The sequence below is a fragment of the Amycolatopsis sp. TRM77291 genome (assembly GCF_054166285.1).
The window spans coordinates 8,915,301-8,940,271 of record NZ_JBSZHF010000001.1 but is presented as its reverse complement, the minus strand read 5'-3'; the positions used below and the strand labels follow the sequence as shown (position 1 = coordinate 8,940,271).

Below are 24,971 nucleotides of genomic sequence, written 5' to 3'. Positions count from 1 at the left end.
GTCGCGAAAGCCACTTTCGAGACGCCTGATGTCCCGAAAGTGGCTTTCGCGACATGTCGGTGCCGGCCTCAGCTCACTCTCCGAAGTTCTGGTCGACGAGGTCCTTCACCTTGCTGAGTGCTTCCTCGGCCTGCGCGCCCTTCGCGCGGACCTNCACTTTCGAGACGCCTGATGTCCCGAAAGTGGCTTTCGCGACATGTCGGTGCCGGCCTCAGCTCACTCTCCGAAGTTCTGGTCGACGAGGTCCTTCACCTTGCTGAGTGCTTCCTCGGCCTGCGCGCCCTTCGCGCGGACCTCGATCCGGTCGCCCTGACGCGCACCGAGCGCCATCAGCGCGAGCACGCTGTTGGCGTCCGCGGTCTCGTCGCCGAGCCGCACGGTGACCTGCGCGTCCAGCCCCGCGATGCTCCGGACCAGGACGGCGGCGGGCCGCGCGTGCAGCCCGACGTCGTTCCGCAGCGTGAGTTCGACGCTGCTCTCGCCGTCCTGCGCGCCTTCGTCGAACGTCAGGTCCGGCGGCGCGCCCGCCGCCGCCGCGGCTTCGGCGACGGCCTTCCGGTCCGCCCCGCCCTGCGCCGCGACGGCGGCGGCGATCGCGCCTTCGACCAGCGGCGCGTCCACGACGACCGCGGCCGACGGGTCGGCGAGCGATTCGACGGCCAGTTCCGCGGTCATCTGCGCGCTGCCGAGGTCGTAGAGCAGGACGACGCCCGCGCCCGAATCGGCGCGCTGCGTCGCGGCGACGACCTCGTCGTAGTCCGTCCCGATCCCGCCGTCGGCCAGGCCGCCCGCCGCCGCGATGGTGACGTCCGGCGCCATCTGCGCGGCGAGTTCCGCGAGCCCTTCGGCGAGTTTGGCGCTGTGGGAGACGAGCACGATTCCGACGCTCACTTGGCGGCCTCCGCGAACGCGCGCAGCAGCAGAGCCGTCGAACGGGCACCGGGATCCATATGGCCCTTCGCCCGCTCGCCGAGGTACGAGGCCCGGCCCTTGCGCGGTACGAGCTCCACAGTGGACTCCGCGCCCTTGTCCGCGGCGTCCGCCGCGGTGGTCAGGATCTCCGCGATACCGGAGCCGGAGGCCTCCTCGGCGGCGGAGACGGCGGGGATCAGGGCGTCGACCATGGTCGCGTCTCCCCCGACGGCCTTGCCGCGCGCCTGCACTCCTTCGAGTGCCGCGCGCAGGGCGTCGACGAGCAGCGGACCGTCCACTTCGGCCGCGTCGCCCAGCTTGACCGACGCACGCAGGAACGCCGTGCCGTACAACGGGCCCGCCGCGCCGCCGACCTTCGAGATCAGCGTCGTGGCGGCGAGCTTCGCGACCGCGGCGGGAGTCTCTGGCGTCGCGGTGTCCAAAGCGGACACGATGGCGCCGAACCCGCGGTCCATGTTCTCGCCGTGGTCGGCGTCGCCGATCGCGCGGTCGAGGTCGACCAGTTCGGCTCGGTGCTCGGCGATCACGGCGGCCGCCGCCCGCAAGGCGGCGGCGAGCGTCTCGGCGGTGCAGGCCATCAGACTCCCCACCTCAGGGCCGGGGTGTTCACCGGCGCGTCCCACAACTCGGTCAGCTCGTCGTCCAGTTTCAGCAACGTCAGGCTCATCCCCTGCATCTCGAGGCTGGTGATGTACGGCCCCACCAGCCGCCGTTCGACCACGATGCCACGCTCGGCCAGCAGCCGCTCGGCGATCCCGTGTGCCAGGTACAGCTCGACCAGCGGGGTCCCGCCCATCGAGTTCGTGAACAGCAGGACCTTGTCGCCCTCGGCGAAGGGCAGATCCGTGACCACCGCGTCCACCATGCGCGCGACGAGCTCGTCGGCCGTCACCACCGCGGTCCGCTCGATACCGGGCTCGCCGTGGATGCCGATGCCGAACTCGATCTCGTCGTCGGCGAGGTCGAAACTCGGCTCGCCCGCGTGGGGCACGGTCGGCGCGGTGAGCGCGACGCCGATCGACCGGACCTGGCCGATCACCTTGCGCGCCAAGGCCTCCACCGCGTCGAGTGTGTCGCCTCGTTCGGCGGCGGCACCGGTGACCTTCTCCAGCAGTACCGTGCCGCCGACCCCGCGACGGCCGGCGGTGTAGGTGGAGTCCTTGACCGCGACGTCGTCGTCGATCACCACGCTGCGCACGTCCAGCCCTTCGGCGGCGGCGAGTTCCGCGGCGGTCTCGAAGTTGAGGACGTCACCGGTGTAGTTCTTCACGATCAGCAACGCGCCCGCGCCGCCGGTGGTGGCCTTGACCGCGGCCTCCACTGCGTCCGGCGTCGGCGAGGTGAACACCGCGCCGGGGACGGCGGCCGCGAGCATGCCCTGCCCGACGAAGCCGCCGTGCAGCGGTTCGTGCCCGGAGCCGCCACCGGAGATCACCGCGACCTTGCCCGCCACAGGCGCGTCCACGCGCACCACGAGCGCCGGGTCGTCCTCCACGCGCAGGACGTCCGCGTGCGCCGCGGCGAGCCCGCGCAAGGATTCGGCGACCACCGTCTTCGGGTCGTTGATGATCTTCTTCAAGGGTGGCCTCCGGCACGTCGGCGGGTGGGGTGTCCCCTTCCTACCTCGCGCGGCCGGATGCCGCCAGCGTCAGGGCTTCGGGAGCTTGGAGATCACCGATTTGGCGATCTTCGACGCCTTGCCGCACGACGCCGCTTCGTCCTTCTTCTCGTCGTAGTTCTTGTAGATCACGCTGGCGATCTCGACCTCGTCGTCGGCCCACGGCTTGTGCTGCCACTCGATCTTGCACTCGGCGTCACTGCCGCTGCCGATCTTCTGGTACGCGCTGACACCGTCGATGTCGACCTTCTTGTTCCCGTCGCGTTCCTCCGGCGGAAGGCCGCGGCGGAAATTGATCGAGATCCTCGGGTTGGAGCCCGGCGTCCAATCGCAGGAGTGGAAGGTGGTCAGCGTGCTCGCGCCATGCGGCACCACCTCGTTGAGGACGGCGGTGTCGGCGGCGGTGCACGGGTCGACCGCGGTGAGTGTGCCCGCGACGGCCGGGTACTTCGCCGGTGACGCGTGCAGGCTCTTCACGGCCTTCGCGGCCACCGCACGGCCTGTCGCGCACGCGTCGCCGCCGTCGTAGGTGACCGAGAAGCTGATCCCGCGCTCGGGCTTGCGCAACGTCATGATGCCGACGTCGCAGCTCTTCCCGTCCTTGTCCTTCCGCTCGATCTGCGGCAATCCCTCGACCGCCGAAACGGTGACGCCGTTGCTCGAGGAGTAGGTCGACGCGCCGATTTCGACCCTGACCGTGAGCGCCTTGCCTCCGGCGTCCACGGCCTTCGCCCGGCAGGTGCCGAACGAGCTGAGGTTCGCCGTCGGCTCCTCCGGAGTCCCGAGGCCGCTCATGACCTCCTTGCTCACCAGCCCGCACGGGTCGATCGTGCGCAGCACCGCCGGGGTGACCGCGGGATCGTTGATGTCGCCGTCGGGCACCCCGCCGGAGCCACCTTCGGCGGCGACGGTGGTCCGGGCGAAGTTGGACTTGCCGAGGTTCTGACCGCAGGCCGACACCGCGCCGAGCGCGGCCACCAGGGCCAGCACGGACGCGATCCGGCGACGTCGAGCGTTGAACAGCACGAAGTGCACGGTAGCCGGAGCTCCTCGCCGGTGTCCGGACAACCCGGCTATTCGCCCGCCTCGCCCTCGGTGCTCGGCGGCACCACGATGGGACGCAGCTTCGCCCACAGCACGAACAGCGCCGCGAACACCAGCATGCCGACGCCCGCCCACAGGTTGATGTTGACGTCGGCGGCCTTGGTCAGCTCCTCGTCGGTCGTGAACCACAGGCCCATGATCGTGAGCACCAGCCCGTAGCCGCCGATGAGCAGCGCGATGATCAGCCGGATGTCGAAGACGCCGGCCTTCTTGGGAGCTTGCGACGCAGCCATCTCCGGCCTCCTAGAAGATGATGTTGAGCACGATGGTCAGGATCAGCACGATGCCCGCGAGCAGTCCCGGCTTGCGGTACCAGCCCGCGTCGTCGCCGGTCTCGTCGTGCTTCAGCGACTCCTTCGGGGTGAGGGAGTACACGAGGCCGACCAGCTGGGCCTCCGGCTTCGGCGCGGTGGCGAGCGAGACCCCGACGCTGACCGCGATGTCGACGACGAACGCGGTACCGGCGGCCACGAAGCTGATGCCCTGCCCGGTGAGCCCGAGGACCCCGGCCTGCGACAGCAGCCACACGGTGATCGCGGAGGCGGTACCGGACACCAGGCCGACCCAGCCCGCCGTCGGCGTCATCCGCTTCCAGAACATACCGAGAATGAAGGTGGCGAACAGCGGCGCGTTGAAGAAGGAGAACAGGTCCTGCAGGTAGGTCAGGATGTTGCCGGAGTTCGACGCGATGAACGCGGTGCCGATCGCGAGCACGGTGCCGATCGCGGTGACCAGGCGGCCGAGGCGCAGGTAGTAGCCGTCCGACTCGTTCTTCTTCACGTACGACTGCCAGATGTCGTAGGTGAACACGGTGTTGAACGAGCTCAGGTTCGCGGCCATGCCCGCCATGAACGAGGCGAGCAGACCGGCGAGCGCGACGCCGAGCATGCCGTTGGGCAGCAGGTCGCGCATCAGCAGCAGGATCGCGTTGTTCGCGGTCACGCCGCTGGGCGCGTCGCCGCCCTCGAGCAGGATCTGCTTGTCCTGGACGTACTCGGAGACGGTGACCGCGGCGATCATGCCGGGGATGATCACGATGAACGGGACCAGCATCTTCGGGAAGGCGCCGATGATCGGCGTCCGCCGCGCGGCCGACATGCTCTTCGACGCCATCGCACGCTGGACCTCGACGAAGTTCGTGGTCCAGTAACCGAAGGACAGCACGAAACCGAGACCGAAGACGAGACCCAGCACCGACAGGAAGCTGTTGCCGAAGCCGGTGAGGTTGTCACCCGGCCACGAGTGCAGCTGCGCTTCACCGCCGGGGCTCGCGGTGACCTTGTCGACCAGGCCCTGCCAGCCGCCGACCTTCACCAGGCCGACGATGGTCAGCGGCAGCAGCGCCGCGACGATCACGAAGAACTGCAGGACCTCGTTGTAGATCGCGGCGGAGAGGCCGCCGAGCGCGGTGTAGGAGAGCACGACCGCGGCCGCGACGATGATCGACACCCACAGCGGCCAGCCGAGCAGGAGATTCACCACGCTGGCGAGCAGGAACAGGTTCGCGCCCGCGATGAGGATCTGCGCGCTCGCGAAGCTGATGCCGTTGACCAGGTGCGCGGGTTTGCCGAACCGGCGGAGCATGAACTCCGGGACACTGCGCACCTTCGAGCCGTAGTAGAACGGCATCATCACGATGCCGAGGAACAGCATCGCCGGGATCGCGCCGATCCAGAAGTAATGGACGGTCGGCAGGCCGTAGAGCACGCCGTTGGCCGACATGCCCATGATCTCGACCGCGCCGAGGTTCGCCGAGATGAAGGCGAGACCGGTGACCCAGGCGGGCAGCGAGCGGCCGGAGAGGAAGAAGTCGAGGCTGCTCGAGACCGACCTTCGCGCCATGTACCCGATGCCGAGCACCAGCGCGAAATAGAAGGCGAGCAGGACGTAGTCGATCGGACTCGCGTCGAGCCGCAGGTTCGCATCGGCCAGCACGTGCAACCGACTCACCTCCACAGTGAAAATGTCCACGAGAAACGCCTGGATCACGTCAATCGCGGACCATACTGCATGGATTCAGGAGCGGCAGTGCGGGTGGGCGACGACCGCCCCGACGTGTCTGTTTCGGGACAGTTCCTGACAATTCTTGTCCGGTCACCAGGCGGTCGAGATCGCTTCGATTTCGGCGTCGTCCAGCAAGGCTTCGATCAGGGCGGGCGGACCGGCGACCTTGGTGCCCCACAGGTCGTAATCGGTGCACAGGCACCAGGATCGATCTCCGGCCCAGAGATTGGACGGGCTGAAATCCGCCTCGGAATGGTCGTACAGGAGCTCGGCGTCGCCGAGGCGCCCGGCCCGCACGTGCGGGTTTTCGAAGTCTTCGGCACCCATGATCAGCGGGTTGTAGTAGGCGAAGCAGGGAGTATCCGGGCCCGCCGGACCGAATTCGGTGAGCACGCCGATCAGCCGCGTCCAGGTCTCGCGGTCCAGGCTCCCTTCGGCCGGCGGGATGATCCCGAGCGGCCAGCTGCCGTCCTTCCTGACCGAAGGGAAGCATCGGAAGCACGGCATCATCCCCGGCGGGACGACCGGATCGCCGGTGCGGCGGGCGAGCTCCGCCCAGCGCAGCCGCCGCCATCCGGGACCGGGATGCCGGGAGCGGCCGATTCCCCCTCCGGTGGTCACACCCACGGCTTCGAGATCGAGGCCGCCGATGATGTGCGGCTCGACGCTCCCTTCGGCCACCAGAGCCTGGCGATGCTCGTGGTACGACGTTTCGGACGGCCCCTGCTCGTGCTCGTACATCGCGCTGAGCACCCAGACGGCGTCCGGCATCGGCGGCGGCATGAACCCCGTCAGGCCGTCACCGCACATCTCACGCAACCAGTCGGTGGCGCCGGACGGCGCGAGCGGCCATGTTCTCGACAGCGGTTCTCCTCGCACTCCGTCATGATCGCGGAAAAGGGCCGCTCCGTCGCCGGAACGGCCCTTTCCCGTGACCGGCGGGGGTTTACCGGTCCGTGGGCAGGCCCACTTCGCCGTCCTCCTCGATCAACCGGGCGAGGACGTCGTCCGGCAGGTACGTGCGGTGCGGGTAGCCCGAGCCCCACGAGTTGAGGAACGGCACGGCGCCGAGTTCGTCGGCCCGCGGGTTGCCGAGGACCTCGTGCACCTCGTCGACCGTCTTCGCCCAGCGATAGGCCTGGAGGCCGTTCTTGGCGTCGGGTGTGTAGGCGGCCCGCGCGACGTGGTCGTCGTCCGCGTAGGTCTCCGACCACGGGACGTGGCCCAGTTCGAGCAGCACCTCGGCCGCCGCGCGGACGGACGTGCCGTTGTTGTCGCCGGGGTTGGTCTCGCCCCATTCGTCACGGAGCTTCGACTGGTCCCACAGCCACCGCGCGGCGTACAGGTCGCCGTTGAACATCGTCATGCAGCGCGACCAGCCGAAACCGACGCAGGCGCCTTCCTTGCCCTGGTCGTAGAAGGCGTACTGGGTCTCACCGTCGGTCGATTCACCGGGTTCGAGGCAGACGCAGTGCCCGCCGCGGATCCTGGTGAGCGATTTCGCGCCGCCTTTCGCGACGAAGAACTCGCCGGACTTCTCGTCCTTCTCCGGTACGTCGAATTCCTTGTACCAGTTGACACCGATGACGACCGGCGACCGGGTGGGCCGGTCCTCGGTGGCCAGCGCGGTCAGCGGATAGCGCTCGACGTGGCGCCAGTCGTCCGGGACGAACCGGCCGAGGCGGCCGTCCGCCGGGTCACTGCCGATCGGGCGATAACGCATGGGATCCTCCTATCCCTCATCCCACCGGAAACACCGCCGGCGAGTTCATTGCGGCACGATCTTTTCCAAAAACCGCCGCGCGGCCTCACGCCCGCTTTCGAAGAGGCGCTTCTTCTCCTCTTCGCCGAGCCCGAAGTCGACGGCGGAAACCCCTGTCGTGTCGACGTACACCGTCCTCCGGTTCACACCTTCCTCGTGCAACCGGTAACGATTCCAGTCCGACAGCAGGGTTTCGAGCGAACCGATGGCGATCCGCAACGCGCTCTTCACCGGCTTGTCCTTGCCGCCCGCGGGTTCGCCGGACAGCTTCACGCCCCAGGTCGGCCACCGCGGCTTCTTCGCGTCGGTCCGGTCGAAGACGGTGATCGGGAAATTCGAGAGCAAACCGCCGTCGACCCACGTGACGGTGCCCTCGGGGCGGACGTCGAACTGCACAGGCCGGAAATACAGTGGGATCGACATCGACGCGCGGACGGCGTCGACGATCTTCTCCGCACCGGGGTCGCGGCCGTACTGGGAATAATCCCAAGGCAGCCGGACGAGTACGCGCCTGGTCAGGTCGCTGACGTGGACGACGAGCGAATACCGTTGGTACGGAAGCAAAGTACCTTCGGGATCGTCGATGGCGAGATCGGCGAAGGTGCGCACGCCGACCTCTTCCAGCAACGGCGTGAGCCATTCGACGAGATAGTCACCGGAGTGCATCCCGTCGTGCAGGAGCAGATCGACGCCGTCCCCGATCGGGCCGGTGACCCTGTCGAGCAGGGACCGATCCTGGAACCGGCGGCAGTCCAGGTCGTTCATCACCGCTTCCAGGCCGCCGAGATCCTTCCCCGCCTTCTGATACGCGGCGACCAGTGTCGCGACGATCGCGCCCGCGCTCGTCCCCGCGATCCGGGGAAACGAATAACCGGCGTCGTGCAACTCCAGTACCGCGCCGAGCAGCCCGATGCCTTTGACGCCGCCGCCTTCCAGCACCAGATCGACGTTCTTCCGAGAATCGGCCATAGCCCATCACCCCTGCGCCCGCGACCGCCGTATGTCGGCGGTACCCCTCGCGGAAATCGAGTGTGACACAGCGCGAGACCGGCCAATCCGGCGTTCACCCGAATGGCACGAAAACAGCTGGTTCTTTTGCAGGAGAACGCGAGTTCGTTAATTTCTCTCGCCCTTTAGGGCATTCTGTGGCGCGGGAAAGAATGCAGATACGAATCCGAGGACTCGATTCGATATCGGCTGTTCAGCGCCCGAACCCGCCGCGTTCAGTCCTCTGGATGCGGTGGTTGCGCGCGCAACTACCGCATCCAGAGGACTAAATGCGAGAGGGGAGACTCAGAACAGGCGGAACTCGTCCGATTCGATGCCGCGCAACGCGTCGTAGTCCAGCGTGAGGCACCGGATCCCCCGGTCCTCGGCCAGCACCCGCGCCTGCGGCTTGATGACCTGCGCGGCGAAGACGCCCTGCACCGGCGCCAGCAGCGGGTCGCGGTTGAGCAGTTCGAGGTACCGCGTCAGCTGCTCGACGCCGTCGATCTCGCCGCGCCGTTTGATCTCGACGGCGACACTGGCGCCGTCGGCGTCGCGGGCCATGATGTCGACCGGCCCGATCGCGGTCGGGAACTCCCGCCGCACCAGGGTGTAGCCCTCGCCGAGGGTCTTGATGTGCTCGGCGAGCAGTTCCTGCAGGTGCGCCTCGACGCCGTCCTTCTGCAGGCCCGGTTCCGCGCCGAGTTCCTGGGCGTGGTCGTGGAAGATCTCGTCGATCGTGATGACGAGCTTCTCCCCCTGCTTGTTCTCGACGATCCACAGCTTGCCGTCCTCGATCAGCCAGCACGGCGGGCTCATCCAGTTCAGCGGCTTGTAGGCACGGTCGTCCGAGTGCACGGACACCGAGCCGTCGGCCTTCACGAGCAGCAGCCGGGTGGCCATCGGCAGATGGGCGGTCAGACGGCCGGCGTAGTCGACCTGGCAGCGAGCGATCACTAGGCGCACCCCGCGAGGGTAGGACAAGCACGGCGATACTGTGCGCATGGACCCCGTTCAGCGTGTCAGCTCCCGCGAGGTGTACCGGAACAACTGGATGACCGTCCGCGAGGACGCCGTCCGGCGGCTCGATGGTTCCGAGGGGATCTACGCCGTCGTCGACAAACCGGTCTGCGCCGTGGTGATCCCGTTCGACGGCGCCCGGTTTCACCTGGTCGAGCAGTTCCGCTATCCGGTCGGGATGCGGCGCTGGGAGTTCCCCATGGGCACCGCGCCCGAGCTCGCCGACGTCCCGCCGCTCGAACTCGCCGCCCGCGAACTGCGGGAGGAGACCGGGCTGATCGCGGGCTCGATGACCGACCTCGGCAGGACCGACGTCGCGCCCGGGTTTTCGAGCCAGCTCGGGCGCGTGTTCCTCGCCACCGAGCTCACGCAGGCCGAAGCCCAGCGCGAGGTCGAGGAGCAGGACATGCGCACGGCGTGGTTCGAGCGAGGCGAGTTCGAGAAGATGATCGCTTCGGGAGACATCACCGATTCCCAGACGCTGGCCGCCTACACGCTTCTGCTCATGCGCGAGCGCGTTCTCTGAACTCAGTCTGGCCAGACCGGCGAACGCTTCTCCAGGAAGGCGGCCATCCCCTCACGCGCCCCGGGCAGCCGCGAAGCCGAAGCCATCACCTCTAGCGCCAGCGCGTAGGCGTCGGCCTCGGGCCGGTCCAGCTGCGCGTAGAGGGTCTGCTTGCCCATCGCCTTGCTGGCCCGGCTCCCGCGCGTCGCACGGCCGAGCAGCGAAGCGACGGCTTCGTCCAGCGAGTCGTCCGGTACGACGCGGTTCACCAGGCCCCAGTCCAGCGCGGTGGCCGCGTCGACGACGTCGCCGGTGAGCGCCAGTTCCATCAGGCGTTTCCGCCCGATCGCGCGCGCCACCGGTACCGCGGGCGTGTGGCAGAACCAGCCGCCCTTGCCACCGGGAAGGGCGAAGCCGGCGGACTCCGCGGCGACGGCGAGGTCGCACGAGGCCACCAGCTGGCAGCCCGCCGCGGTCGCGAGCCCGTGCACCCGCGCGACGACGACCTGCGGGACGGACTGCATCGTGCCCATCAGGTCCGTGCACAGCCGCAACAGTTCGCGCACGCCCATCAGGTCACGCGCGGCGACGTCGCCGAAGTCGTGCCCCGCCGAGAACACCGGGCCGGCACCCGCCAGGACGATCCCGGTGGCGTCGGTTTCCCCGGCCTCGCGGAACGCCGCGAGGAGCTCGGCGAGGTGGTCCGCCGACAGCGAGTTCCGCCGCGCGGCGCGGTTCATGGTGATCGTGACGGTGTCCCCGTCCCGTTTCACGAGGATGTGCTCGTACTCGGCCATGCTTCGACGGTAACCGACCGGAACGTCCGGCGATACGAATCGGGCCCGACACCGACGTCGGCACGGAGCCGTCGCCGCAGGTTGGCGGCGGTGCCGAGGCCGGAACGCTGGGCGACCCGCTCGACCGGGAGCTCGGTGGTCTCCAGCAGCCGTCGCGCGAGCCGCACCCGCTGCGCGCGCAGCCACCGCCCCGGTGTCACGCCGGTGGCCGCCGCGAACTCGCGGTGGAAGGTCCGCTCGCTCAGCCCGGCGTGCCCGACGAGGTCGTCGACGCCGATGTCGTCGGCGATCCGCTCCAGCGCCCAGTCCATTGTGGACGACACGCTCGGCCGGGACGGCTTGGGCGGCAACGGGTTGTCGACGTACTGCCGCTGGCCACCCTCCCTCGCGGGCGGCATCACCAGCCGCCGGGCGAGGGCGGCCGCGACCTCGGCACCGTGATCGCGGCGCACCAGATGCAGGCAGAGGTCCAGCCCGCCGACCACCCCGGCGGAGGTCAGGACGTCACCCTCGTCGGTGAACAGGACGTCCCGCTGGACGACGGCGTCACGAGCGGCGGCTTCGAGGTCGTCCAGGAGGCGCCAGTGCGTGGTGACGGAGCGGCCGTCGAGCAACCCGGCCGCGGCGAGCGTGAAGGCCCCGGAGCACAGCGACGCCACGGTGATCCCCGCCCGGTGCGCCTTGCGCAGCGCGGCGACCACCGCCGCGGGCACCTCGGCGTGCGGATCCACCCGGCCGGGCACGAGGACGAGATCGCAGCCCGCCAGCCCGCTCAGCCCATGCGTGGCCTCGATCCGGCCGAACGGATGGACGGCGATCGAGCCGCGGCCGGCCGCGCAGAGCCGGACCTCGAAGGGCCCGATGCCGCTGTCGGTCCGGTCCACGCCCCAGACCTCACCGATCACGCCCAGGTCGAAGGACCGGCTGCCCGGCAGGAGGAGCACACCCACGGTTCGCATGGCAGGAAAGTACCGTATCGCGCTTCTTCTGCCACTCCCCTCCGGCAGCGGAACGCGTGAAACTCGAAGCCATGACCACTGAGAACAAGGCCCTGCTCGTGATCGACGCCCAGCGCGGCTTCGACAAGCCCGTCTGGGGCCCGCGCAACAACCCCGGCGCGGAGGCCAACATCAAGGCGCTCGTCGACGCCTTCCAGGAGCGCGGGCTGCCGATCGTGCTGGTGCACCACGACTCCGTGAAACCCGGCTCGTCGCTGCGGCCGGGGCAGGAGGGCAACCACTTCAAGCCCGAACTCGACGGCGTGCGCGCGGACCTGGTGTTCGGCAAGAAGGTCAACTCGGCCTTCCACGGCGACGTCGATCTCGACGGCTGGCTGAAGACCCGCGGCATCACGTCGTTCGTGCTCGCCGGAATCCAGACGAACTTCTGCTGCGAGACCACCGCCCGCGTCGGCGGGAACCTCGGCTACGACGTGACTTTCGCGCTCGACGCCACCTTCACCTTCGACCTCGCCGGGCCGGACGGCGGCGTCCTGACCGCGGACGAGCTGTACCGGGCGACCGCGACGAACCTGCACGGCGGCGGGTTCGCCACGGTCACCTCGACGAAGGAGATCCTGGCGAGCCTTTGAGGCGCGATGGGCTCGCCCCGCCGGTGTCGCGAAAGCCACTTTCGGGACGTCTGACGTCCCGAANGCGTCCTGACCGCGGACGAGCTGTACCGGGCGACCGCGACGAACCTGCACGGCGGCGGGTTCGCCACGGTCACCTCGACGAAGGAGATCCTGGCGAGCCTTTGAGGCGCGATGGGCTCGCCCCGCCGGTGTCGCGAAAGCCACTTTCGGGACGTCTGACGTCCCGAAAGTGGCTTTCGCGACATGCACAGCCGAGCCTCAAGCCCGGTCGATGACCGCCTTGAGGAACCGCCGCGTCCGGTCGTGCTCCGGATCGTTGAACAGCTTGTCCGGCGTGGCGTCCTCCAGCACCTGCCCCTGGTCGAACATCATCACCCGGTCCGAGACATCGCGCGCGAACTGCATCTCGTGCGTGACACAGAGGATAGTGATGTCGGTGGACGTCGCGATCTCCCGCAGCACGCGCAGGACGTCGGCGACCAGTTCCGGGTCGAGCGCCGAAGTCACCTCGTCCAGCAGCAGCACGTCCGGCCGCATCGCGAGCGCGCGGGCGATCGCGACGCGCTGCTGCTGGCCGCCGGAAAGCCGGGTGGGATGCTCGTCCTTCTTCTCCGTGAGCCCCACCATTTCCAGCAGTTCGACGGCCCGCGCCTCGGCCTCGTCCCTGGGGACGCCGAGCGAATGGATCGGCGCCTCGGTGATGTTGCGCAGCACGTTCATGTTGGGGAACAGGTTGAACTGCTGGAACACCATGCCGATCCGTTTGCGCGCCTCACGCAGGTACTTCTCGTCCGCGGGCACCAGTTTCCCGCCGCGTTCCATATGACTCAGGTAGTCGCCGCAGACCTCGATGGTCCCGCCGTCGACCTTCTCCAGTGTCATCAGCAGCCGCAGGATCGTCGTCTTCCCGGACCCGCTCGGCCCGATCAGCGAGACGAACTCCCCCGGCGCGACGGTGAAATCGAGGTCCCGCAGCACGACGTGCTCCCCGTAGGACTTGACCACCTGCGAGAACCGGATCATCGGGGAATCAACTGTGGGCGGCACGTCGCTCCAACCTTCTCACCAGAATCGAAGCCGGCAGGCTCACCAGCAGGAACAGCACCCCGGCCAGGGTGTACGGCTCGACGACGCGGAACGTGTCGGCGCCGACCTCCTTCGCCCTCGCCAGGACGTCGACGACGCCGATCGCCAGCAGCAGCGGCGTTTCCTTGAACATCGAGATCGTGTAGTTGCCGAGCGCGGGCAGCACCCGCGGCACCGCCTGCGGCAGGACGACCGCGGTCCACACCCGCGACCTCGGGAGGTTCAGCGCGGTCGCGGCCTCCCACTGTCCTTTCGGGACGGCTTCGATCCCGGCACGGTAGACCTCGGCCGCGTACGTCGCGTAGTGCACGCCCAGCGCGATGACGCCGGTGACGAACGGGGACAGGGTCATGCCGCCCACCGGCTGGATCACGTAGTAGAGAACGAACATTTGGATCAGCAGCGGCGTGCTGCGCACGAACTCGATGAACAGCCGGACCGCCTGTGACAGCACGGGTATCCCGGTGCGGTGGATCAACGCGAACACCAGGCCGAGCACGTATCCGACCGCCGAGGCGAGCAGCGTGATCTCGACGGTGACGAGAAGCCCTTCCAGCAGAAGGGGAACCGAATTCGCGGCGGATTCCCAGCTCCAGTCCATCACACACCTCCCGCGGTTGCCGTCATCTTGGCCGGGGCCCGGCCGAGGCGCCGTGCGGCGATCCGTTCCAGCAGCCGCATCCCGCTCGTGATCAGCAGCGCGAGCACGAGGTAGAGCACGAGTTCGGTGCCGTAGATCCAGCCGATCTCGGCACTGAACACCGGCCGCAGCAGTTCACCCTGGCGGGCCATCTCCGGTACCCCGATGAACGACAGCAGCGCGGTGCTCTTCAGCAACTGGATGAAGAGATTGTTGAACGGTGGCAGCATTTCCGCGAACGCCTGCGGCAGGATCACCCGCCGCATCCGCTGGGCCGGGCTCAGGTTGAGCGCGACGGCGCCCTCGAACTGCGCGCGCGGGACCGAGTTCACCGCGCCACGGACGATCTCCGCGCCGTAGGCCCCGTGGTTGAGCCCCAGCACCAGGATCCCGGCGAACATCGGGACCAGCTGGAGGCCGACCAGCACCGGAAGCACGAAATAGAGCCAGAACAACTGGACGACTTCCGAGGTGCCGCGGAAGATCTCGACGTAGACCCGGGAGATCCCGCGCACCGCCCGGGACCGGGACCTCAGCGCCAGCCCGGCGGCCAGCGAGAGCACCACGGTGAGCGCGATCCCGCCGAGCGCCGCGGTGACGGTCGCGGTCAGTCCACTGAGGACGGACGTGATGATATGCGATACCGACGACGACATGTGGTCCGCCTCGTCACACCGCGCAGAGTTTCTCGGTGGTGACGTCGGGCTTCGGCAGGTTGTCCGCCGAGAACCCGAACGGTGTCACGATCCTCGTCCATTCGCCGCTGTCCTGCAGCTTCTTGAGTTCGACGTTGAACGCCTCGCGCAACGGGTTGTCGTCCTTGCGGAAGACGAAGGCGCCGGCGGACACGACCGGTTTGCCGTCCTTGATCGGGTCGAAGCCTGGCGTGACCTCGGCGGCCGCGCCGGGGCTCTTGCTCAGCACGTCCTTGAGGGAGATGTCGGTGAGCGCGGCGCAGTAGACCCGGCCGTCGGTGACCGCGCGGAGCATGTTGTCCTGCGAATCCAGCGTGACGATCTGGTCCTCGGCGACGCCGGAGTCGGTGGCGTACCCCTTCTCCACGGCCGCCGACAGCACGGCGACCTTGACCTTCTTGGCCGCGATGTCCTCGAACTTCAGCACCTGCTGCGGATTCCCCTTGGGTACCAGCAAAGCCGTCAGTGCCGAGTAGTCGGGGATCGAGAAGGCCGCCGCGTCGCACCGTTCCTTCTTGATGTTCATGCCCGCCGCGACGACGTCGTACTTCCTGGCGTTGAGCGCGGGGATCAACTGGTCGAAGGAGACCGCTTCGGCGTCCACGTTGTCGATGCCCATGGCCTTGAAGACGGCGCGGGCGACCTCGGGCGCCTCACCGGTGACCTTGCCGCTCTGGTCCGTGAAGCCGTACGGCGCCTCGTTCGCGATACCGATCTTGATCTTCTTGGCGCTTTTCGCCGCCTCCAACGCGTCCCCGGACGTCGTCGTCGTGCACGCGGACAGCAGCACCGGACCGCCGATCGTCACCGCACCGAGAACCGCGGACCGCCGAAAGAACTCCCGCCTCGACCACTCGCCGTGCACCATCGCGGCACCTCTTTTCGATTAATCGGTTTTAATCGAAACGTAGGTGGGTACCTTGGCGCGGGCAGTGTGAGCGGGTGACGAACCATCCGCTGTTACGGTACCGAGATTTACGGTGACTTTAGGTGCTCAGGCCGTGGCGCTCGCGCACCAATCCGACAATTCCGTCCATGATGTCGGTGAGTTCGTAGTCCTTCGGCGTGAACACCTTCGCGATCCCCCGCTCGAGCAGGAGCTTCTCGTCGTCGGGCGGGATGATGCCGCCGACGATGACCGGGATGTCGCCCGCGCCCGCGGCCCGCAGGCCGTCCACGACCTGCGGCACGACCTCGAGATGCGAACCCGAGAGCACCGAGAGCCCGACGACGTGCACGCCCTCCTGGACGGCGGCCGCGACGATCTGCTCCGGCGTGAGCCGGATGCCCTGGTACACCACCTCGAAACCGACGTCGCGGGCCCGCACGGCCACCTGCTCCGCGCCGTTGGAGTGCCCGTCGAGACCGGGTTTGCCGACCAGGATCCGCAGCCGCTCGCCGATCTCGGTGTTCGTCGCCTTGACCCGCTCGCGGACCCGGCGGATCTCCTCGTTGCCCTCGCCCGCGGCCGCCGACGCGGAAACACCGGTGGGAGCGCGGTATTCGCCGAACACCTCGCGCAGCGCGCCCGACCATTCACCGGTCGTGACGCCCGCGCGGGCGCACTCGATCGTGGCCTCGAACAGGTTCTCCGACGTCTTCGCGATGGTCTTCAGCTTCTCCAGCGCCGACTCGGCGGCCGCGTTGTCGCGCCGCGTCCGCCATTCCTCGATCGCGGTGACGGCCTGCTTCTCGACGGCGGGGTCGATCGTCTCGATCGCCTTGGCCCCTTCGGCCTGCAACGGCGAAGGCTCGGTGGTCTCGAACTTGTTGACCCCGACCAGGATCCGCTCGCCGTTCTCCATACCGCGCCGGTACTCCGCGAGTGAGGCGACGAGCTGGGATTTCATGTAGCCGCTCTCCACGGCCGCGACGGCGCCGCCGAGATCCTGCACGCGCGCGATCTCCTCGCGCGCGCCGGCCATGATCTCGTCGACCTTGGCCTGGATGACGTGGGAGCCGTCGAAGATGTCCTCGTACTCCAGCAGGTCGGTCTCGAACGCGAGCACCTGCTGCATCCGCAGCGCCCACTGCTGGTCCCACGGCCGGGGCAGGCCGAGCGCCTCGTTCCACGCGGGCAGCTGGATCGCGCGGGCCCTGGCACCGCGGGAAAGCGAGACCGCGAGCATCTCCAGCACGATGCGCTGGACGTTGTTCTCGGGCTGCGCCTCGGTCAGGCCCAGCGAGTTGACCTGCACGCCGTAGCGCAGCCGCCGTGCCTTGGGATCCGTGACGCCGTAACGATCCCTGGTGATTTCGTCCCAGAGCGCGGTGAACGCGCGCATCTTCGACATCTCTTCGACGAACCGCACACCGGCGTTGACGAAGAACGAGATCCGCGCGACGACCTTGGCCATGTCGGCCTGCTCCACCTGGCCGGAATCGCGGACCGCGTCGAGGACGGCGATGGCGGTGCACAACGCGTACGCGACCTCTTGCGTCGGCGTCGCGCCTGCTTCCTGCAGGTGATAGCTGCAGATGTTGATCGGGTTCCACTTCGGCACGTGGTGCACGGTCCACGCGATCATGTCGGTGATCAGGCGGAGGCTCGGTCCCGGCGGGAAGATGTAGGTGCCGCGGGAGAGGTATTCCTTGATGATGTCGTTCTGCGTGGTGCCGGTGAGCTTCGCCAGCACCTCGTCCACATCACGGCCCTCGGCTTCGGCCTGCTCACGCGCCACGGAGACGTAGAGCGCCAGCAGCCACATGGCGGGCGCGTTGATCGTCATCGACGTGTTGGCCTCGGCGAGCGGGATGCCGTCGAAGAGGCGCCGCATGTCGCCGATATGCGAAACCGGGACGCCGACCTTGCCGACCTCGCCCTTGGACAGCTGGTGATCGGGGTCGTAGCCGGTCTGCGTCGGCAGATCGAAGGCGACCGAGAGCCCTGTCTGCCCCTTCGCGAGGTTGCGGCGGTACAACTCGTTGGACGCGGCCGCGGACGAGTGGCCCGCGTAGGTCCGCATCACCCAGGGGCGGTCCCGTTCACGGTCCGTGGGATAGGGCACGGTGCACCTCCGGCACTGGACGACCGCCTGAGTGTACCGGCCGGTAACATCGGCTGCGAAGTTGAATCGCACACAGTCGGGTCATTCTCCGGCCATCGATCCCTGACGCTGTCTTGCCTCGTCGACGGCTTTCGCGAGCTTCTCGCGCACTTTGGCCACATCGCTGACCCCCACCAGGATGATCGGCGGCTCGCGGTCCTTCCCGGTACCCGCGCCGAAGTTCGCCGACGCCCACGCCAGCACGCCGAGCCTGCCGAAGGTGATCGTCCCGGTCTTGCCCGGCCCGGGGGTGACAACGGGGTCGGCCAGCCCGGCCAGCGCAGCGGACTCCTCCTTGCGCCGGACGAGCGAACTGGTCGCGATGACCCGGCCGTCCGTCACGGCGTACGTCGTCGAGGCGAGCCTGAGATAGCGGATCAGCGGCCTGCCGGCGAGATGGAAGACGCCCGCGGCGGTGAGCACGACCCACGCGGCCAGGTGGAACGCCGTTTCGTGGTTGGCGGCGAAGAACAGCGTGACGCCACCGAGCCAGAGCAGGCCGACGGGGACGTTGAACCGGTCGCCGGGATTGAAGAGGGGCCTGCGCACCGGCTGCCCGGCCCAGATGACCCGTTCGCCTGGAAGGAGGTCGATCTGCCCCTCATGCATGCCACGGCACACTACCCGTCCGGGGATGGGCGAGGAGTGTCCGTTCGTCGGTGAAATTCCGGGCCTAATGGACCTATCCGAGTCGCCGGAGCCGCCCGGACTGTGACCGAAATCCGCGAGACTCACCCGGTGCCCGGCGTCTAGCGTGGGTGACCGTGACGTGGAGTTCGTACAGCAGCTATCTGGTCATCGTCGTCCTGATCGTCCTCGCGCCGGGGCCGGACACGATGGTGATGCTCAAGAACTCGCTTTCGGGCGGCACCCGCGGCGGCTTCCTCACCACGGCCGGGATCTTCGTGGCCAACGCCGTCCAGGGCACCGCCGCCGCGCTCGGGCTCGGCGTCGTCATCGCGCAGTCGCAGCCGGTGTTCGTGACGCTCAAATGGGTCGGTGCCGCGTATCTGGTCTTCCTCGGTTTCCAGGCGCTACGTGGTGCGTGGCGAGGCGACTACTCAGGTGTCACCGCGGCGAAGCAGCAACGGTCGAGCGGCTTCCGTCGCTTCCGTGAGGGCTTCCTTTCCAACATCACCAACCCGAAGGTGCTCGTGTTGTACCTGTCGGTGCTGCCGCAGTTCCTCGATCCGGCGACGACGTCGGCATGGCACGCGCTGCTGCTCGCGTACACCGTCGCGGTGCTGGGCGCGGTCTGGCTGCTGACGCTGCTGTTCTTCGTGCACCGCGTGCGGGCCTGGCTGGAACGCCGCAAGGTCCGGCGCGCGCTCGACGGCGTCACCGGGACGGCGCTGGTCGGTTTCGGCGCGGCGTTGGTGCTCGAATCATGACCTGGGGCGTGTACGGCGGTTTCGCGCTGATGATGCTGGCGCTGGCGCTCGTTCCGGGGCCGGACAACATGGTGGTGCTGAAGAACGCGCTGTCCGGCGGTGTCCGCGGTGGCGGCTGGGCCTGTTTCGGCATCGGCGTCGCGAACCTCGCGCAGGCGACGGCGGCGGCCCTCGGCCTCGGCGCGGTCATCATGAACTCGCGGCCGGTGTTCGAAGCCGTGAAATGGGCGGGCGCGGCCTACCTCTGCTACCTCGGCGCCCGGGCCCTGATCGGCGCCTACCGCGGCGACTACGGCCGTCTCGCCGAAACCGCCGCCACGCGGAGCGGGTTCCGCCGCTGGCGGGAGGGTTTCCTCTCCAACTTCACCAATCCGAAGGTCCTCGTGCTGTACCTGTCGGTGCTGCCGCAGTTCCTGACCCCTGGCGTCACCGGCACCGGCGACGCCCTGCTGCTGGCCTACACGATCGCGGCGGCGGGCACCGTCGCCCAGCTTCTGCTGCTGTTCTTCGTGCACCGCGTGCGGGCCTGGCTGGAGCGCCGCAAAGTGCGCCGCGCGCTCGACGGCGTCACCGGGGCCGCGCTGGTCGGTTTCGGCGCCGCTCTAGTTTTCGAGTAACCCCTTCGGTCGTTCACGCGATACTCCAGTTGTCGCAATGGCGCGACCTTAGGAGGCTTCGATGAACAAGAAGACCTACGGCGTTATCGTCGGAGCCGCCTTCTCCCTCCTTCTCCTCGGCGCGGGCCCGGCCGACGCCGGAGAGCGCGGCAACGGCGGCGCTCCTCCCGGCCACGCCAAGGACACCACCAAACCGCAGCCGCCGTCCAAAGCGGACTTCTCCGGGCACGGTGCCAACAAGCACGGGCCCTACGACTCCACACGCGACGGTTCGCCGTCGGCCAACGGCAACGGCGGTGGTGAGGCCGCCGGCAAGCCCTGCGCCGGTTGCGTCGGCAAGGCCGACAACAAGAACCCGCCCGGACAGCTGCCCGGAGGCTCCGATGCCAACGCGGGTTACGAATGCGACCGCAACCACGGCGTCGGGCGTGGCAACCCCGCGCACACCGCCTGCGTGCCGGACCGGACTCCGCCCGCCACGAACCCGCCGGCCGAGACTCCCCCGCCCGGGGGATCGCACGGCGAGGTCGTCCGTCCCGCGGTCGTGCCGGCAGCGGTCCAGGCCGCGGCCGTCGCGCCTCGCGCCGACAGCGCGGTCGCGAGCCCGCCTTCGCTGGCCAAGACCGGTTTCGAGCTCGAACCCGTGCTGCTGACCGGCCTGGGTTCGCTGGCCGCGGGCGCCGCGCTGTACGCCGGGACCCGGCGGCGCAGGGACGCGTGACTACTTTCGGCGGATGACTTTCGGGCGCCCACCACGTTGAATCCCGTCTCCAGAAGCACGAGACGAGGAGGCCGTTCGTGAGGTTCACCCCCGCCGCCACCGTCGCGGCGCTGGCCGCCGCCCTGCTGCTGGGCGGCGCCACCGCCGCGCCCGCGATCAACTCCTACAACGCCACCCCGGCACCGGAGCGCACCGAGGTCGGCGCCCTGGTCGCGACCTGGGACAACGACGGCGACCCCGCCACACCCGACCGGGTCGACTGGGTGTGCTCCGGCACGATGGTGGACGCCGACACCTTCCTCACCGCCGCGCACTGCACCAGCGACTGGCCCGCGAACGTGCGGTTCTTCGTCTCGCTCGACCAGGACGTGCAAGGGGGTCTCGACGCGGCGGCGAAGAAGTACCCCGGCGACCCGGTGGCGGTCGCCAAGGCCGTCGCCGTGGAAGGGGTCGCGCACAACGAGCCCGGCTACCCCGGCAACTCGGCCGACTCGCACGACATCGCCGTCGTCCAGGTGCCCGCGAAGCAGATCGCCGCGCGCTGGAGCTTCACCCCGGCCACGTTGCCGAGCGCCGGCCAGCTCGACGCGCTCGGGCCGCAGGGGCTGAACTCGACGCCGTTCGTGGTCGCCGGCTACGGCACGCAGGAAGCCGTGAACGGGCCGGGCGGGCACACCCATCCGGGCGGCGGAGTCCGGATGAAGGCGCCGGTCACCTTCAACGCGCTCAACAACACGTGGGTGCGGCTGGCGATGACGGCGCCCCAGGGCAACGGCGGCGCCTGCTACGGCGACTCCGGCGGGCCGAACTTCGCCACCATCGGCGGCAAGCGCGTCCTGGTCTCGACGACGATCACCGGCGACGGGCCCTGCTACGCCACCAACGTCACCTACCGGCTGGACTCGCCGTCGTCGCGTGACTTCCTCGCGCCGTTCGTCGCCCTGCCCTGATCGCGCGTGAAGGCCCTCTTTCCTCGGCTGAGCGAGGCAAGGGGGCCTTCACGCGCGTTCGCTCAAGCCCGGTCGGGCTCTCCCGCCACGCGTTCGATCCTGGCACCGAGCCGGTTCAGGTTCTCGACGAAGTGCGGGTAACCGCGGTCGATGTGGAAGACGTCCCAGACCTCGGTGACGCCGTCCGCGCAGAGCCCGGCCAGGACCAGCCCGGCACCGGCGCGGATGTCCGCGGCCCACACCGGGGCGCTCGAAAGCTTCTCCACGCCCCGCACGACGGCGTGGTGGCCGTCGGTACGCGCGTCGCCGGAAAGCCGCATCATCTCCTCGATGAAGCGGAACCGGGCCTCGTAGATGTTCTCCGTGATCATCGACGTGCCTTCGGAGACCGCGGACAGCGCGACCGCGAACGGCTGCAGGTCGGTCGCGAAACCGGGGTACGGCAGCGTCACCCAGTCGACGGCCTTCGGGCGCTCGTTCTGGACGATGCGGAAACCCTTGCCGTCGAACGTCTCGACCTCGGCGCCCGCCAGGCGGAGCTTGTCGAGGACCAGGTCGAGGTAGTGCGGGTTGACGCCGCGGACGGTCAGGTCGCCCCGGGTCATCGCGGCGGCGAACGCCCAGGTCGCGCCGACGATCCGGTCGCCGATCACGCGGTGCTCCGTCGGGTGGAGCTTCTCGACGCCCTCGACGGTGAGGGTCGAGGTGCCCGCGCCTTCGACCTTCGCGCCCATCTCGGTCAGCATCGTGCAGATGTCGACGATCTCGGGCTCGCGCGCGGCGTTGTCGATGACCGTGGTGCCCTCGGCGAGCACGGCGGCCATCAGGATGTTCTCGGTGGCGCCGACGCTGGGGAAGTCCAGCCAGATCTGCGCGCCGCGCAGCCCGTCGGCCTTCGCCACGACGCAGCCGTGCTCGATGGTGCTGGTGGCGCCCAGCTTGCGCAGGCCGTTCTGGTGCATGTCCAGCGGACGGGAGCCGATGGCGTCGCCGCCCGGCAGCGCCACGACGGCCTGCTTGAGCCGTCCGACCAGCGGGCCCAGCACGCACACCGACGCGCGCAGCTTGCCCATCGCGGCCGAATCGGCCCGGTGCGACAGCTCGGCCGGAGTGGTGATCTTGGCGGTGTCGCCGTCGATGACGACATCGCAGCCGACACTGCGCAGGACGTCGCCCATCAGGGGGACGTCGAGGATCTGGGGGCAGTTCGTGATGGTCGTCGTACCCTCGGCCAGCAGGGCCGCGGCCATCAGTTTCAGGACGCTGTTCTTGGCCCCGACCACGTCGACCTCGCCGACCAGCCGTGCTCCGCCGTGCACGTCGAAGTGCTCGCTCATGGGCGCCAATCATGCCCTCTCGCCCGGATTTGCCTTACGCCGGGCCGGTAGAGTCGGCTTCATGGTCGTTCGCATCAACCGCGTGTACACGAAGGTCGGCGACAACGGCACCACGGCGCTCGGCGACGGCTCCCGCGTGCCGAAGACCTCGCCGCGGCTGGGCGCGTACGCCGACGTCGACGAAGCCAATTCCGTCATCGGGCTCGCGCTCGCGATGGGTGGCCTGTCCGAGGAGATCACGCGGGTGCTGCGTGCGGTGCAGAACGATCTCTTCGACGTCGGCGCGGATCTGTGCGCGCCGATCGTGGAGAACCCGCCGTACGAGCCGCTGCGGATCACCGAGCGGTACATCGAACGGCTGGAAGGCTGGTGCGACGAGTTCAACGAGCGCGTGCCGAAGCTGACGTCGTTCATCCTGCCGGGCGGCACCCCGGGTGCGGCGTTCCTGCATCAGGCCCGCACGGTCGCGCGGCGGGCGGAGCGGTCCGGCTGGGCGCTGTTCGAGGCCGAGCAGGCCACGACGAACCAGCTGGCGATCAAGTACCTGAACCGGCTCTCGGATCTGCTGTTCATCCTGTCGCGGCTGGCGAATCCGGACGGCGACATCCTGTGGCAGCCCGGCGGGGCGAGTTGAAGGACGCTTTCCCGCATCGGATGTGGCGAAAGCGTCCTTCAGCTCACAATCGGCCCTGCTCCTGTGCTGCCCAATAGCGCTCGAGGTCGACTTCGGGCGTGCCGTCCTTGCCCGGGTCGATCGCCTTCATCGTGATCGTGTCCTCCAGGGACACGGGTTCGGGAAGGTGGCTCCAGCGGTTCGTGTCCTCGCTCTGAGTCATAGACCGAGAATAGACGTGCATCACACCGGAAGGCCGGTAGAAATGCCGCATTCAGAGGACTAAATGCGTCAGAGGCCCCAGGAAGCCCGAAGCGAAGCGAGGGCGTCGTGGAAGCCGGGGAACGTCTTCTTCACGCAACCCGGGTCGTCCAGCGTGATCCCCGGCGTCCGCAGCCCCGTGACGCTGAACGCCATCGCGATCCGGTGGTCCCGACGGCACTTCACCAAGGTCCCCGCCGGCACGCCCGGCCGGATCTCGATCCAGTCCCGCCCCGTCTCGACCGAAACACCCATCGCGCGCAGGTTCTCCTCGCACGCCGCGAGCCGGTCGCACTCCTTGATCCGCGTGTTGTAGACGTCCTCGATCCGCACCGGCCCGTCCGCGAACGGCGCGATGGCCGCGAGCGTCGGCACGGTGTCGGAGATGTCGCGCATGTTCACGGTGACGCCGCGCAGCCCGCCCGTCCCGGTCACGGTCACGGCGTCCGGGCCCACCTGGACGTCCGCGCCCATCTGCCGCAGGACCTCGACGAAGGCCAGGTCACCCTGCAACGCGCCCTCGCCAAGGCCCGGCACGGTCACCGAGCTGCCGGTCAGCGCGGCGGCCGCGAAGAAGTAACTGGACGTCGAGGCGTCGGGCTCGATCTCGTAGCGGCAGGCCCGGTACGGCGTGGGCGGGACGACGAACGTGTCCCCGTCCCGGACGACCTCGACGCCGAAGCGCCGCATCATCGCGATGGTGATCTCGACGTACGGCACCGAAACGAGGTCGGTCACGGTGATCCGCAGCCCCTCGGCCGTCAGCGGTCCGACCAGCAGCAACGCGGTCAGGAACTGCGACGACAGCCCCGCGTCCAGCGTCAGCTCCCCGCCCTTGATCCCGGCGGCGCGGACCACCAGCGGATGGTGGCCCGGCTCGCCTTCGAAGGTGAGGTCGACGCCCAGCTCCAGCAACGCGTCGGTGAGCGGCCCCAGCGGACGGGCGCGCATCTGCTCGGAGGCGTCGAAGCGGAAGATGCCGTGCCCGGCGGCGGCCAGTGCGGGCAGGAAGCGGGCGGTGGTGGCGCCGTCGCGACAGAAGACGTCGGCGCTGTCGACGGCGGGGCCCTCGGGCCTGCCCTCGATCGTCCACTCCGACTCGGAGCGGGAGACCTGATAGCCGAGCTTGAGGAGGCCTTCGGCGAAACCCTCGGAGTCGTCCGAACGCAGCGGCCTGCTCAGCACGGTCGTCCCGTGGGCGGCGGCCGCGAGGAACAGGCCTCGGGCGGTGATCGACTTCGAGCCGGGGATGTCGACGATGGTCACGGGCGTGAGCATACGGCGTGCTC

28 protein-coding genes are annotated in these 24,971 nt (G+C 68.9%); 7 read left to right on the top strand and 21 right to left on the bottom strand.

All coding sequences use genetic code 11. From position 1 onward, the window contains the following. Positions 1-216: 216 nt before the first annotated feature. The 10 genes from dhaM to nucS form a co-directional block, all read right to left on the bottom strand. On the bottom strand, positions 217-891 hold the full coding sequence (dhaM, locus tag ACXIZN_RS42060; protein ID WP_457960288.1) for a dihydroxyacetone kinase phosphoryl donor subunit DhaM: 675 nt from the start codon (positions 889-891) through the stop codon (positions 217-219). Next, complete coding sequence (dhaL, locus tag ACXIZN_RS42055; RefSeq protein WP_457960287.1) at positions 888-1,511, bottom strand: dihydroxyacetone kinase subunit DhaL; 624 nt, start codon at positions 1,509-1,511, stop codon at positions 888-890. The genes dhaM and dhaL overlap by 4 nt, the downstream gene beginning before the upstream one ends. Beyond that, complete coding sequence (gene dhaK, locus ACXIZN_RS42050) at positions 1,511-2,512, bottom strand: dihydroxyacetone kinase subunit DhaK (protein WP_457960286.1); 1,002 nt, start codon at positions 2,510-2,512, stop codon at positions 1,511-1,513. Before dhaK ends, dhaL begins: the two co-directional genes overlap by 1 nt. A 69-nt stretch (positions 2,513-2,581) precedes the next feature. Then, a complete protein-coding gene (locus ACXIZN_RS42045) occupies positions 2,582-3,577 on the bottom strand; it encodes a DUF3558 domain-containing protein (RefSeq protein WP_457960285.1) in 996 nt (331 codons plus the stop codon). A 47-nt stretch (positions 3,578-3,624) separates the two neighbouring features. Next, positions 3,625-3,888: a hypothetical protein gene (locus tag ACXIZN_RS42040; protein ID WP_126732675.1), complete on the bottom strand. Its 264-nt coding sequence runs from the start codon at positions 3,886-3,888 to the stop codon at positions 3,625-3,627. 10 nt (positions 3,889-3,898) lie between these two features. Further along, complete coding sequence (locus tag ACXIZN_RS42035; RefSeq protein ID WP_126732870.1) at positions 3,899-5,596, bottom strand: sodium:solute symporter family protein; 1,698 nt, start codon at positions 5,594-5,596, stop codon at positions 3,899-3,901. 153 nt (positions 5,597-5,749) lie between these two features. Then, the gene (locus ACXIZN_RS42030) at positions 5,750-6,538 is read right to left on the bottom strand and encodes a hypothetical protein (RefSeq protein WP_457960284.1); all 789 of its coding nucleotides are present in this window, start codon (positions 6,536-6,538) and stop codon (positions 5,750-5,752) included. 67 nt (positions 6,539-6,605) lie between these two features. Beyond that, positions 6,606-7,382, bottom strand: a complete 777-nt coding sequence (locus ACXIZN_RS42025) for a hypothetical protein (protein WP_457960283.1) — start codon at positions 7,380-7,382, stop codon at positions 6,606-6,608. Positions 7,383-7,427: 45 nt separating this feature from the next. Next, positions 7,428-8,390, bottom strand: a complete 963-nt coding sequence (locus ACXIZN_RS42020; RefSeq protein ID WP_457960282.1) for a patatin-like phospholipase family protein — start codon at positions 8,388-8,390, stop codon at positions 7,428-7,430. Between the two features lie 324 nt (positions 8,391-8,714). Then, on the bottom strand, positions 8,715-9,374 hold the full coding sequence (gene nucS, locus ACXIZN_RS42015) for an endonuclease NucS (protein ID WP_185927077.1): 660 nt from the start codon (positions 9,372-9,374) through the stop codon (positions 8,715-8,717). A 37-nt stretch (positions 9,375-9,411) separates the two neighbouring features. Between nucS and ACXIZN_RS42010 the strand changes: the two genes are divergently transcribed. Further along, on the top strand, positions 9,412-9,954 hold the full coding sequence (locus ACXIZN_RS42010) for an NUDIX domain-containing protein (RefSeq protein ID WP_457960281.1): 543 nt from the start codon (positions 9,412-9,414) through the stop codon (positions 9,952-9,954). A 2-nt stretch (positions 9,955-9,956) separates the two neighbouring features. On the opposite strand, the gene ACXIZN_RS42005 is transcribed toward ACXIZN_RS42010, so the two are convergent. Together ACXIZN_RS42005 and ACXIZN_RS42000 are read right to left on the bottom strand one after the other, a co-directional pair. Continuing rightward, a complete protein-coding gene (locus ACXIZN_RS42005) occupies positions 9,957-10,730 on the bottom strand; it encodes an enoyl-CoA hydratase-related protein (protein ID WP_457960280.1) in 774 nt (257 codons plus the stop codon). After that, positions 10,703-11,689, bottom strand: coding sequence for a GlxA family transcriptional regulator (locus ACXIZN_RS42000; RefSeq protein WP_457960279.1), 987 nt, complete (start codon positions 11,687-11,689; stop codon positions 10,703-10,705). Before ACXIZN_RS42000 ends, ACXIZN_RS42005 begins: the two co-directional genes overlap by 28 nt. Positions 11,690-11,760: 71 nt before the next feature. On the opposite strand from ACXIZN_RS42000, the gene ACXIZN_RS41995 reads away from it, so the two are divergent. After that, positions 11,761-12,321, top strand: coding sequence for a cysteine hydrolase family protein (locus ACXIZN_RS41995; RefSeq protein ID WP_457960278.1), 561 nt, complete (start codon positions 11,761-11,763; stop codon positions 12,319-12,321). 261 nt (positions 12,322-12,582) lie between these two features. Here the strand turns inward: ACXIZN_RS41995 and ehuA are convergent, their stop codons facing one another. From ehuA to ACXIZN_RS41965, 6 genes are all read right to left on the bottom strand, one after another. Then, complete coding sequence (ehuA, locus tag ACXIZN_RS41990) at positions 12,583-13,347, bottom strand: ectoine/hydroxyectoine ABC transporter ATP-binding protein EhuA (RefSeq protein ID WP_457960736.1); 765 nt, start codon at positions 13,345-13,347, stop codon at positions 12,583-12,585. A gap of 7 nt (positions 13,348-13,354) precedes the next feature. Continuing rightward, positions 13,355-14,011 carry an ectoine/hydroxyectoine ABC transporter permease subunit EhuD gene (gene ehuD / locus ACXIZN_RS41985; protein ID WP_457960277.1) on the bottom strand — a complete coding sequence of 219 codons (657 nt, stop codon included), beginning with the start codon at positions 14,009-14,011 and terminating at the stop codon, positions 13,355-13,357. Continuing rightward, a complete protein-coding gene (gene ehuC, locus ACXIZN_RS41980; RefSeq protein ID WP_457960276.1) occupies positions 14,011-14,706 on the bottom strand; it encodes an ectoine/hydroxyectoine ABC transporter permease subunit EhuC in 696 nt (231 codons plus the stop codon). The genes ehuD and ehuC overlap by 1 nt, the downstream gene beginning before the upstream one ends. Before the next feature lie 13 nt (positions 14,707-14,719). Then, entirely contained in the window at positions 14,720-15,613 is an 894-nt protein-coding gene (ehuB, locus tag ACXIZN_RS41975) for an ectoine/hydroxyectoine ABC transporter substrate-binding protein EhuB (protein WP_457960275.1), read from the bottom strand. Positions 15,614-15,731: 118 nt separating this feature from the next. Next, positions 15,732-17,753 carry a protein meaA gene (locus ACXIZN_RS41970; protein WP_457960274.1) on the bottom strand — a complete coding sequence of 674 codons (2,022 nt, stop codon included), beginning with the start codon at positions 17,751-17,753 and terminating at the stop codon, positions 15,732-15,734. 81 nt (positions 17,754-17,834) lie between these two features. Further along, positions 17,835-18,401 carry a hypothetical protein gene (locus ACXIZN_RS41965; RefSeq protein ID WP_457960273.1) on the bottom strand — a complete coding sequence of 189 codons (567 nt, stop codon included), beginning with the start codon at positions 18,399-18,401 and terminating at the stop codon, positions 17,835-17,837. Positions 18,402-18,556: 155 nt separating this feature from the next. On the opposite strand from ACXIZN_RS41965, the gene ACXIZN_RS41960 reads away from it, so the two are divergent. The 4 genes from ACXIZN_RS41960 to ACXIZN_RS41945 all read left to right on the top strand — a co-directional run bounded on the left by ACXIZN_RS41960 (position 18,557) and on the right by ACXIZN_RS41945 (position 21,471). After that, on the top strand, positions 18,557-19,183 hold the full coding sequence (locus ACXIZN_RS41960) for a LysE family translocator (protein ID WP_457960272.1): 627 nt from the start codon (positions 18,557-18,559) through the stop codon (positions 19,181-19,183). Continuing rightward, positions 19,180-19,800, top strand: coding sequence for a LysE family translocator (locus ACXIZN_RS41955; RefSeq protein WP_457960271.1), 621 nt, complete (start codon positions 19,180-19,182; stop codon positions 19,798-19,800). The genes ACXIZN_RS41960 and ACXIZN_RS41955 overlap by 4 nt, the downstream gene beginning before the upstream one ends. A 61-nt stretch (positions 19,801-19,861) precedes the next feature. Further along, positions 19,862-20,521 (top strand): LPXTG cell wall anchor domain-containing protein, encoded by a 660-nt coding sequence (locus ACXIZN_RS41950; protein ID WP_457960270.1) that lies wholly within the window; start codon positions 19,862-19,864, stop codon positions 20,519-20,521. Between the two features lie 77 nt (positions 20,522-20,598). After that, a complete protein-coding gene (locus tag ACXIZN_RS41945) occupies positions 20,599-21,471 on the top strand; it encodes a trypsin-like serine protease (RefSeq protein WP_457960269.1) in 873 nt (290 codons plus the stop codon). Positions 21,472-21,533: 62 nt separating this feature from the next. On the opposite strand, the gene murA is transcribed toward ACXIZN_RS41945, so the two are convergent. Next, complete coding sequence (murA, locus tag ACXIZN_RS41940) at positions 21,534-22,808, bottom strand: UDP-N-acetylglucosamine 1-carboxyvinyltransferase (protein WP_457960268.1); 1,275 nt, start codon at positions 22,806-22,808, stop codon at positions 21,534-21,536. 61 nt (positions 22,809-22,869) lie between these two features. Here murA and ACXIZN_RS41935 point away from each other — a divergent pair, with 61 nt between their 5' ends. Then, a complete protein-coding gene (locus tag ACXIZN_RS41935) occupies positions 22,870-23,442 on the top strand; it encodes a cob(I)yrinic acid a,c-diamide adenosyltransferase (RefSeq protein ID WP_457960267.1) in 573 nt (190 codons plus the stop codon). A 43-nt stretch (positions 23,443-23,485) separates the two neighbouring features. Here ACXIZN_RS41935 and ACXIZN_RS41930 read toward each other — a convergent pair whose 3' ends face one another. Then, positions 23,486-23,644 (bottom strand): hypothetical protein, encoded by a 159-nt coding sequence (locus tag ACXIZN_RS41930; protein ID WP_225949323.1) that lies wholly within the window; start codon positions 23,642-23,644, stop codon positions 23,486-23,488. 68 nt (positions 23,645-23,712) lie between these two features. Further along, entirely contained in the window at positions 23,713-24,948 is a 1,236-nt protein-coding gene (aroA, locus tag ACXIZN_RS41925; protein ID WP_457960266.1) for a 3-phosphoshikimate 1-carboxyvinyltransferase, read from the bottom strand. Between the last annotated feature and the right edge of the window lie 23 nt (positions 24,949-24,971).